This is a genomic window from Staphylococcus simiae (assembly GCF_002902085.1).
Lineage (GTDB): Bacteria > Bacillota > Bacilli > Staphylococcales > Staphylococcaceae > Staphylococcus > Staphylococcus simiae.
Window position 1 is genome coordinate 1 of the sequence record NZ_PPQR01000092.1, and the last position, 9,940, is coordinate 9,940.

Here is a 9,940-nt window from a genome sequence, read left to right on the forward strand (position 1 = left end):
AAACTCACATTCAACTTAATTATGAATGTGAGTTCAACATATTAATATGTCTTATTTATGATCAGGACCGAAATCATTTTTGGATAAGCCTTATCAACATTTTATTATTCAATCAAGCTAATGCTAATAACAAAATATTAAATATAGATTCCTTTTTGCACTAATGTTCTAAGTCTTTATAAATAGAACACTGCTTTTATTCGTTATCTATTTAAAATGCTATCTTATTAGTTTTTAGTATTGTCTGGATTGAAGTTTGATTTAAATTCACTAAATGGCCAAAATCTAAATGACACTTTACCTACGATTTGATCTTTATCAATTAAACCAAATGAACGACTATCTTTGCTTACTTCTCTATTATCACCAAGTACTAAATATTTACCTTTAGGTATAACATTAGACTCAGGATTGGCATTTGCTAAATTTTTAACTTGGAATGTGCCTGTAATATAGTCGCCTTGTTTATGTCTAGTATTATAGCCTAAGTATGGCTCATCTTGTTTCTTACCATTAATATAAAGTTTGTCATTCTTATATTCCACGCTATCTCCTGGCACACCAATGACACGTTTAACATAATCATCATTTTGGTTGGCATGGAAAACAATGACATTACCTTTTTCCAAACCGCCAGTCTTAAATCCAATAATATTAACAGCAACACGTTCACCGTCTTTTAAAGTTGGATCCATTGATTCACCTTTAATCGTATAGGGTGTAATTATAAATTTCCCAATTATACCTACAATTAATAATGCGACACCAATCGCTACAATCCATTCAATTACTTCTTTTTTCAACGTTTGACACCTCTTTTTATAGTTAGAACTTAATCGACCATTTATCAAATGGATAATAGCGTAAACTTATATTACCTATTATATCTTTTTTATCAATTAATCCAAATTGTCTTGAATCCTGAGTATTTTGATTCTGGTCATTGATGACTACATATTGATTAGGTGGAATAATATCACCATCAAGTCCTTTTAAATCTCTTAAATTAAAATCTTTAATATTTCTGTTTATTGCATATTGTGCACTCACTGGTCTATCATCACGATATATTTGACCATGTCGAATAGCCATTGATTCACCTGGTTTGGCGATGATTCTACTCGTATAAACTTTTCCACCATGTCTATATTGTACAACATCACCATTTGACAACATGTTAAATGTTACTTTAACTTTGTTAATAATGACTCTATCACCTTTAGTCAATGTAGTGCTCATACTATCGTTATGCATAACAGCACCAACAATGATAAAAGATTGAATGAACAGTACAATAATAATGGCAACAATCAAGGAAATCAAATATTTAACTACTTTTTTCACTTTGTCACTCCTTGCGGGATCCCATAAAATGTTGTTCAATTTTCCTGCCAACAAACCAAAAAATAACTAAACCAACAAGCATTAAAATACCTCGTAATGGATGGCTTACTATCGTAGTGACCTCTTTACCCAGTAAACCTAAAATAATTGTTGATATTAATTTAGATATCACTAACACAATGAAATAATATTTTGCTTTGATATGTGATAAACTAGCAACAAAATTTATGACTGTATTTGGGGTAAACGGAAAACAAAGTAGTATAAACAATGGTATTAAACCTTGTCTATCTATAAAACTTATCAATCTTTGTACAGATGTTCTTTGTTTTATGCGTTGCATTCTATCTGTATTAACTAATTTTTTACATATTAAATATACGGTAAAAGTCCCTGAAATAAGTCCTAGCCAACTGATCAAAATACCGACAATAGTTCCATAAGTATGTATATTAATTAAGATATACAATGCTAATGGAAAAACTGGAACGATGGCTCGTAAATACAACAAGACAAACCCAGGTACATAACCAAATTGTCGTAATACTTCAAACCACTCTTCAATTTGATGAAACGACAAATCATCAATCCCTTTCTTGGTTGAAGATAACTACTTTTCATTATAAAGTTAAAATTCTATTATGGAAATACAATATTTAATAAATACGTCTCAAGTTGTATCAATGAATTAACTCTATTTAGCTATCTCAAATCGCAATATTATTTAAATCAACTATAATTATTTCAATTTCTTTGTTGGTTTCATGTAATGCTTTTCTATTTTTTTACCACCAATCCATAACGCAACAATACCAATAATCATTGTCAAACCTTTCTTTGGATCTGTCAAAATTGTTGTTACATCTGTTCCCATATATCCTAAAATTGCAGTAGATATTAACGTAGACGTAGATAACACGATCAAATAATGTTTACTATTAATATTAGAAAAACTTGCAACGATATTAATTAATGATGTAGGTGAAAAAGGTATACATAATAGTACAAATAACGGTACTAATCCTTGATTATCAATGATATTTATAATTTTTTTAGTCGCTTTCTTTCTTTTAATTTCTATCATCAATTTAGAATTAACTAGCATTTTACAAACTAAATAAACTGTAAATGAACCTACAACTAAAGCTAGCCAACTGATTATAACACCGACGAAATCACCATATTCATGCATGACCACAATAATATATAACACTAAGGGGAATACTGGAATAACAGCTCTAAAAAATAATAATAGAAAGCCTCCAAAATAGCCTAAATGTTTAAGCACTTCAAACCATTGCTCTAAATGCTGCAATGTCATAATTAATCCCCCTTCAGAGTACGAAATGTCTCTTTATTATATATTTTTTATATGTGAAAATAAACACAAAAATTTTGTTTTGTAAATTGCAATTTTTTATATTCACCACAATTCGCCATAGCATAATGATTGCATTAAAGTTGTTAATGATATAGCTCTTAATATTACAGCATAATATATTGATATATAGACATAAAAAAGTCCGTATCTTTAAACATCTTTGCTTAAAGACACGGACGATTGTGTTAATTTTTCATTAACGAATCTATACTTAAAATATTGTTAATAAAAGATTATAGACGTTCTTCTAATTCTTTTTTCATATCTTCAAATCCAGGTTTACCTAACAACGCAAACATATTTTGTTTATATGCTTCTACACCTGGTTGGTTAAATGGATTCACACCTAACTGATAACCGCTCATAGCACAAGCTAATTCGAAGAAGTACACTAAATAGCCAAATGTTTCTTCATCTAATTGCGGAATATTAACAACCATATTTGGTACGCCACCATCAGTATGCGCTAATAATGTACCTTCAAATGCTTTAGTGTTTACTTCATCAATTGTTTTACCAGCAAGATAATTTAAGCCATCTAAATCATCTTGATCTTGTTCAATTGTAATATCATATTTCGGATGATTTACTTTAACAACTGTTTCAAATAAGAAACGACGACCTTCTTGTACATATTGTCCTAATGAATGTAAATCAGTTGTGTAATTAGCACTTGATGGATAAACACCTTTATAATCTTTACCTTCTGATTCGCCAAATAATTGTTTCCACCATTCATTAAAGTATTGCATTGATGGTTCATAGTTAATTAACATTTCTGTTGTATAACCTTTAGCATAAAGAATATTGCGGATTGTTGCATATTGATATGCAATATTATCTTCTAATTTATCTGAAGACAATTCTTTACGAGCTTTTGCAGCACCTAACATCATAGCTTCGATGTTAATACCTGCTGTTGCAATTGGTAATAAACCAACAGCTGTTAATACTGAATATCTACCACCAACATCATCAGGAACAACAAATGTTTCGTAACCTTCATTCGTAGCTAGTTCTTTTAATGCACCTTTAGCTTTATCAGTAGTAGCAAAAATACGTTTCTTCGCTTCTTCTTTACCATATTTATCTTCTACTAATTGCTTGAATAATCTAAATGCAACTGCAGGTTCTGTTGTCGTACCAGATTTAGAAATAACATTTACTGAGAAATCTTTATCTGCTAAATAATCAATTAATTCTTTAGTATAAGTTGAAGATAAGTGATTACCTACAAATACAATTTCAGGATATTCATTACTATTTCTAAATGATGACGTTAACATTTCAATAGCAGCACGAGCACCAAGGTAAGATCCACCAATGCCAATGACAACTAGGACATCTGAATTTTCTTTAATTCGTTTTGAAGCTTCAACAATTCGAGAAAATTCTTTTTTATCGTAATCAACTGGTAAATCAACCCATCCTAAGAAGTCACTACCTGCGCCTGTACCTTTATGAATTGTGTTATGAATTGTCTTAACAATATCTTGTTGTTGCTGTAATTCATGTTCACCGAAAAATTCTAATGTCTTACTAAAGTCCAATTGAATATGAGTCATTAAAAAGCCTCCTGTTAATTTATTACTTTAATTCTACTAAGTTTGTGTTATCTATTCAATTCACATGATTGTAGATTAGCAATAAAATTGATATTTATGTGACAAAAATTGATTTTTCCACTTAATAACGCATCAAAAATATTCTGAATAGCATTTTTTATACAAATTACATAATTTTCTTACTTTAACCGAATCCTTTAATAACAGCTTTTATAAATTATTTTATAGTATCAGCACATTTATTTTATGAATAAATATGTATAAAAATGGTTTTATTTTCATAAAAAGTCTGTTATGATGTGTTCATACTAAATATTCTGATAATTATTACGAGGTGAATTTTATGAAAGAGAAAATTGTTTTAGCATATTCAGGAGGACTAGACACAAGTGTTGCAGTTCAATGGTTAATAGATAAAGGCTATGACGTAGTAGCATGTTGTCTAGATGTTGGAGAAGGTAAAGATTTAGACATCGTATATCAAAAAGCATTAGATATGGGCGCTGTTGAATGCCATATTATTGATGCTACAAAAGAATTCAGCGAAGATTATGTTAGCTACGCAATTAAAGGTAACTTGATGTATGAAAATGCATATCCATTAGTTTCTGCTTTATCAAGACCGCTTATTGCTAAAAAGTTAGTAGAAATTGCTGAGAAAACTAATTCTGTAGGCATTGCTCATGGTTGTACTGGTAAAGGTAATGACCAAGTCCGTTTCGAAGTTGCTATTAAAGCCTTAAATCCAAATCTTAAAGCTTTTGCACCTGTTCGTGAATGGGCATGGAGCCGTGAAGAAGAAATTGATTATGCCATTAAACATAATATTCCAGTATCAATTAACCACGATTCACCTTATTCTATAGATCAAAATTTATGGGGTAGAGCAAATGAATGCGGTATTTTAGAAGATCCATATGCTGCACCACCAGAAGATGCTTTTGATTTAACAAATGCCTTGGAAGAAACACCTGATGTAGCTGATGAAATTATTATGACATTTGACAAAGGTATTCCTGTTCAAATTGATGGCAAACATTATGACTTAGATGACTTAATCCTGACATTAAATACGTTAGCTGGAAAACATGGAATTGGAAGAATTGACCATGTTGAAAATAGATTAGTCGGTATCAAATCAAGAGAAATTTATGAAACACCTGCTGCTGAAGTAATTTTAACTGCTCATAAAGCATTAGAAACAATTACTTTAACGAAAGACGTTGCACATTTTAAACCAGTAATTGAAAAACAATTTGCTGAACAATTATATAATGGTTTATGGTTCTCACCTTTAACTGACAGCTTAAAATTATTTATCGATAGTACACAGCAATATGTAACTGGTGATGTTAGAGTGAAATTATTTAAAGGTAATGCTATTGTTAATGGTAGAAAATCACCATATACACTTTATGATGAAAAATTAGCAACGTATACAAAAGAAGATGCCTTCAATCAAGATGCTGCAGTTGGCTTTATTGATATTTATGGTTTACCTACTCAAGTCAATGCAATGTTACATGGAGGATATAGTAATGAGCAATAAAGCTTGGGGTGGTAGATTTCAAGCACAACCTGAGGAATGGGTAGATGACTTTAATGCATCTATCCATTTTGATCAAACTTTAATTGATCAAGATATTGAAGGCAGTATCGCTCATGCTACTATGCTCGCAAATCAACATATTATTAGTGAAACTGATAAAGATGCTATTATTACTGGTTTAAAATCAATTCAACATGATTATCATCACGGACACATTCAATTCAGTACCTCACTCGAAGACATTCATTTAAATATTGAACATGAACTGATTAAACGTGTTGGAAATCCAGGAGGTAAATTGCATACTGGTCGAAGTAGAAATGACCAAGTTGCAACTGATATGCATCTTTATACTAAAGAACAGGTAAATAACATCATTGCTTTAATACAATCTTTACAACAATCAATCTATACGATTGCTGCTAAACATATAGATACCATTATGCCTGGTTATACACATTTGCAACGTGCTCAACCTGTCTCATTTGCTCATCACATCATGACTTATTTTTGGATGTTACAACGTGATCGTCAACGTTTCAATGATAGTTTAAAACGTATTGATATTAACCCACTAGGTGCAGCAGCATTAAGTGGTACTACCTACCCTATTGATAGACATGAAACTACTGAGTTATTAAATTTTGCAGCTGTCTATGAAAATAGCATGGACGCTGTTAGTGATAGAGATTATATAGTAGAAACATTGCATAATATTTCTTTAACAATGGTTCATCTATCAAGATTTGCTGAAGAAATTATTTTTTGGTCAACGGATGAAGCAAAATTTATCACGCTATCAGATGCATTTTCTACTGGTTCATCTATCATGCCACAAAAGAAAAATCCAGATATGGCAGAACTTATTCGTGGTAAAGTTGGCAGAACAACGGGTCATTTAATGAGTATGTTAATGACTTTAAAAGGATTACCGCTTGCATATAATAAAGATATGCAAGAAGATAAAGAAGGTTTATTTGATGCAATTCATACGATTAAAGGATCGTTACGTATATTTGAAGGTATGATTGATACAATGACGGTTAATACAGAACGTTTAAATCAAACTGTCAAACAAGATTTTTCAAATGCGACAGAACTTGCTGATTATTTAGTAGGTAAAGACATTCCATTTAGAACTGCTCACGAAATTGTAGGTAAAATCGTCTTTGATTGTATCCAACACGGACACTATTTATTAGATGTTTCTTTAGATGACTACCAAAAGCATCATCCTAGTATTGGAAACGATGTATATGATTACTTACAACCTGAAAATTGTTTAAAACGTAGACAAAGTTACGGTTCAACTGGACAAGACGCTGTACGTCATCAATTAAACGTAGCCAAAACATTACTACAACAATGATGGCTTCAATAATAAAAATGATGGCTATCTTATTTGATCACAATCAAATAAGATAGCCTTTTAGTGTTTGTTATTTCAACTTTTCAAATATTAAGCCCAGCCACGGTATCTTGCCGCTTCAGCTGTACGTTTAATACCAATGATATATGCCGCTAAACGCATATCAATTTTTCTATTTTGAGCTAATTCGTAAATCGTATCAAAAGCTGTAATTAACTTTTCACGTAATTTTTCATTTACTTCTTCTTCAGTCCAATAATAACCTTGATTATTTTGAACCCATTCGAAGTATGAAACTGTTACACCACCTGCACTAGCTAATACATCTGGTACAAGTAAAATATCTCTTTCAGTTAAAATACGTGTTGCTTCTGGAGTAGTCGGACCGTTAGCCGCTTCAACTACGATACTAGCTTTAATATCATGTGCATTATCTTGAGTAATTTGGTTAGAAATTGCTGCTGGAACTAAGATATCACAGTCTAATTCAAATAGTTCTTTATTTGAAATTGTCTCTTCAAATAAATTTGTAACAGTTCCAAAGCTATCACGACGATCTAATAGATAATCAATATCTAAACCATTTGGATCGTGTAATGCACCATAAGCATCTGATATACCAACAATTTTAGCACCTAAATCATATAAAAACTTAGCTAAGAAACTACCAGCATTACCAAAACCTTGAATAACAACTTTGGCACCTTCAATATTCATACCACGGCGTTTCGCTGCTTGTTCAATTGCAATAACAACGCCTAATGCTGTAGATCTATCACGGCCATGAGAACCACCTAACACAATCGGTTTACCTGTAATAAAACCAGGTGAGTTAAATTTATCAAGTGCACTATATTCATCCATCATCCATGCCATAATTTGTGAGTTTGTAAATACATCAGGAGCTGGAATATCTTTATTTGGTCCAACGAATTGAGAGATTGCTCTTACATACCCTCTAGATAAACGTTCAACTTCATGTATACTCATTTGACGTGGATCACAAACTATGCCACCTTTACCACCACCATATGGTAAATTAACAATGCCACATTTTAAAGTCATCCACATTGATAATGCTTTAACTTCTTCTTCATCAACATCAGGATGGAATCGTACCCCACCTTTAGTAGGTCCGACAGCATCATTATGTTGCGCACGATATCCTGTAAATGTTTTAACAGTACCATCATCCATACGTACTGGTATACGCACTTGTAACATTCTTAATGGTTCTTTAATTAAATCATACATACCTTCATCGAATCCCAATTTATGCAATGCTTCTTTAATAATTCCTTGAGTAGAAGTTACTAAATTATTGTTCTCAGTCATGATCCTCTTCGCCTCTTCTTTTACTAATGATTTCGCTTTCAAACATATTGTAACATAACGTTTTTCTTTTTAAAGTCTTTACAAATTGATTGTTACTACTTTTTGATCTTACTGAAATACATGTCTTATTTTTTCTAATGCTAAGTCTAATTCTTCTTTAGTGATGACTAGTGGTGGTGCAAATCGAATGACCGTATCATGTGTCTCTTTACATAATAGTCCTTCTTCTTTTAGAGCTTCACAGTATGGTCTAGCGCTTTCATTAAGTTCAACACCAATAAACAGTCCACGTCCACGTACTTCTTTAATTGATGGGTGTTCAATTTGTTGTAATTGTTCTTTAAAATAATTACCTAATTCTAATGAACGTCCTGGTAAATCTTCATCTACAATAACATCTAATGCAGCAATTGAGGCTGCACAAGCTAATGGATTACCACCGAATGTTGACCCATGTGAACCTGGTGTAAAGACATCTAATACTTCTTTGTCAGCTAGGACAACTGAAATTGGGAATACTCCTCCACCTAATGCTTTACCTAAAATGTAAATATCTGGTTTAACATTGTCCCAATCTGTTGCGAATAATTTTCCAGAACGACCTAAACCTGCTTGAATTTCATCGGCAATAAATAATACATTATGTTCATCACATAATTCTCTAATTGCTTTTAAGTAGCCCTCAGGTGGAATGTTAATACCTGCTTCACCTTGAATTGGTTCTACAAGTATAGCTGCTGTATTATCATTAATTGCTTCTTTTAATGCATCTATATTACCAAAATCAACTTTTCTAAAACCATCTAATAATGGACCATAGCCACGTTGATACTCTGCCTCTGATGATAATGATACAGGTGCCATTGTACGACCGTGGAAGTTACCATTTAACGCAATGATTTCAGCTTTGTTTGGTTCAATTCCTTTAACATCATATGCCCAACGACGTGCTGCTTTTAATGCTGTTTCTACAGCTTCTGCACCAGTATTCATTGGTAATGCTTTTTCTTTACCAGATAATTGACAAATTTTTTCGTACCATTCTCCTAAATTATCACTGTGAAATGCACGTGATACTAATGTAACTTTATCCGCTTGATCTTTTAAAGCTTGAATAATTTTCGGATGTCTATGACCTTGGTTAACTGCTGAATACGCAGAAAGCATATCCATATACTTATTGCCTTCAGGATCTTTAACCCATACCCCTTCAGCTTCCGAAATGACAATTGGTAATGGTAAGTAGTTGTGCGCTCCATAATGATTTGTTAACTCAATAATTTCTTCTGATCTAGTCATCATATCTCCCCTTTACTTCATTTATAACTATTATACATGAAATATTATTCAATTTATTATTAGTTTTCAAAGCAGATGCTATTCACTCAATAAAATAT

At 31.8% G+C, this 9,940-nt stretch carries 9 protein-coding genes; 2 read left to right on the forward strand and 7 right to left on the reverse strand.

The annotated features are described in order from the left end of the window. Positions 1-227 precede the first annotated feature (227 nt). The 5 genes from lepB (CD113_RS10485) to CD113_RS10505 all read right to left on the reverse strand — a co-directional run bounded on the left by lepB (CD113_RS10485) (position 228) and on the right by CD113_RS10505 (position 4,290). Positions 228-803 carry a signal peptidase I gene (gene lepB / locus CD113_RS10485; RefSeq protein ID WP_002465318.1) on the reverse strand — a complete coding sequence of 192 codons (576 nt, stop codon included), beginning with the start codon at positions 801-803 and terminating at the stop codon, positions 228-230. 22 nt (positions 804-825) lie between these two features. Then, positions 826-1,344 (reverse strand): signal peptidase I, encoded by a 519-nt coding sequence (lepB, locus tag CD113_RS10490; RefSeq protein ID WP_002465319.1) that lies wholly within the window; start codon positions 1,342-1,344, stop codon positions 826-828. A gap of 4 nt (positions 1,345-1,348) precedes the next feature. Continuing rightward, positions 1,349-1,924, reverse strand: a complete 576-nt coding sequence (locus CD113_RS10495) for a TVP38/TMEM64 family protein (protein ID WP_002465320.1) — start codon at positions 1,922-1,924, stop codon at positions 1,349-1,351. A 159-nt stretch (positions 1,925-2,083) separates the two neighbouring features. After that, entirely contained in the window at positions 2,084-2,665 is a 582-nt protein-coding gene (locus CD113_RS10500) for a TVP38/TMEM64 family protein (RefSeq protein WP_002465321.1), read from the reverse strand. A gap of 293 nt (positions 2,666-2,958) precedes the next feature. After that, on the reverse strand, positions 2,959-4,290 hold the full coding sequence (locus CD113_RS10505) for a glucose-6-phosphate isomerase (protein WP_095092610.1): 1,332 nt from the start codon (positions 4,288-4,290) through the stop codon (positions 2,959-2,961). Positions 4,291-4,633: 343 nt separating this feature from the next. On the opposite strand from CD113_RS10505, the gene CD113_RS10510 reads away from it, so the two are divergent. Both CD113_RS10510 and argH read left to right on the forward strand, forming a co-directional pair. Further along, positions 4,634-5,839 carry an argininosuccinate synthase gene (locus CD113_RS10510; protein WP_002465330.1) on the forward strand — a complete coding sequence of 402 codons (1,206 nt, stop codon included), beginning with the start codon at positions 4,634-4,636 and terminating at the stop codon, positions 5,837-5,839. Further along, entirely contained in the window at positions 5,829-7,208 is a 1,380-nt protein-coding gene (gene argH, locus CD113_RS10515; protein ID WP_002465331.1) for an argininosuccinate lyase, read from the forward strand. Before CD113_RS10510 ends, argH begins: the two co-directional genes overlap by 11 nt. A 90-nt stretch (positions 7,209-7,298) precedes the next feature. Here argH and CD113_RS10520 read toward each other — a convergent pair whose 3' ends face one another. Beyond that, positions 7,299-8,543, reverse strand: a complete 1,245-nt coding sequence (locus CD113_RS10520) for a Glu/Leu/Phe/Val family dehydrogenase (protein WP_002465332.1) — start codon at positions 8,541-8,543, stop codon at positions 7,299-7,301. 108 nt (positions 8,544-8,651) lie between these two features. After that, positions 8,652-9,842 carry an ornithine--oxo-acid transaminase gene (locus CD113_RS10525; RefSeq protein WP_002465333.1) on the reverse strand — a complete coding sequence of 397 codons (1,191 nt, stop codon included), beginning with the start codon at positions 9,840-9,842 and terminating at the stop codon, positions 8,652-8,654. Positions 9,843-9,940: the final 98 nt, after the last annotated feature.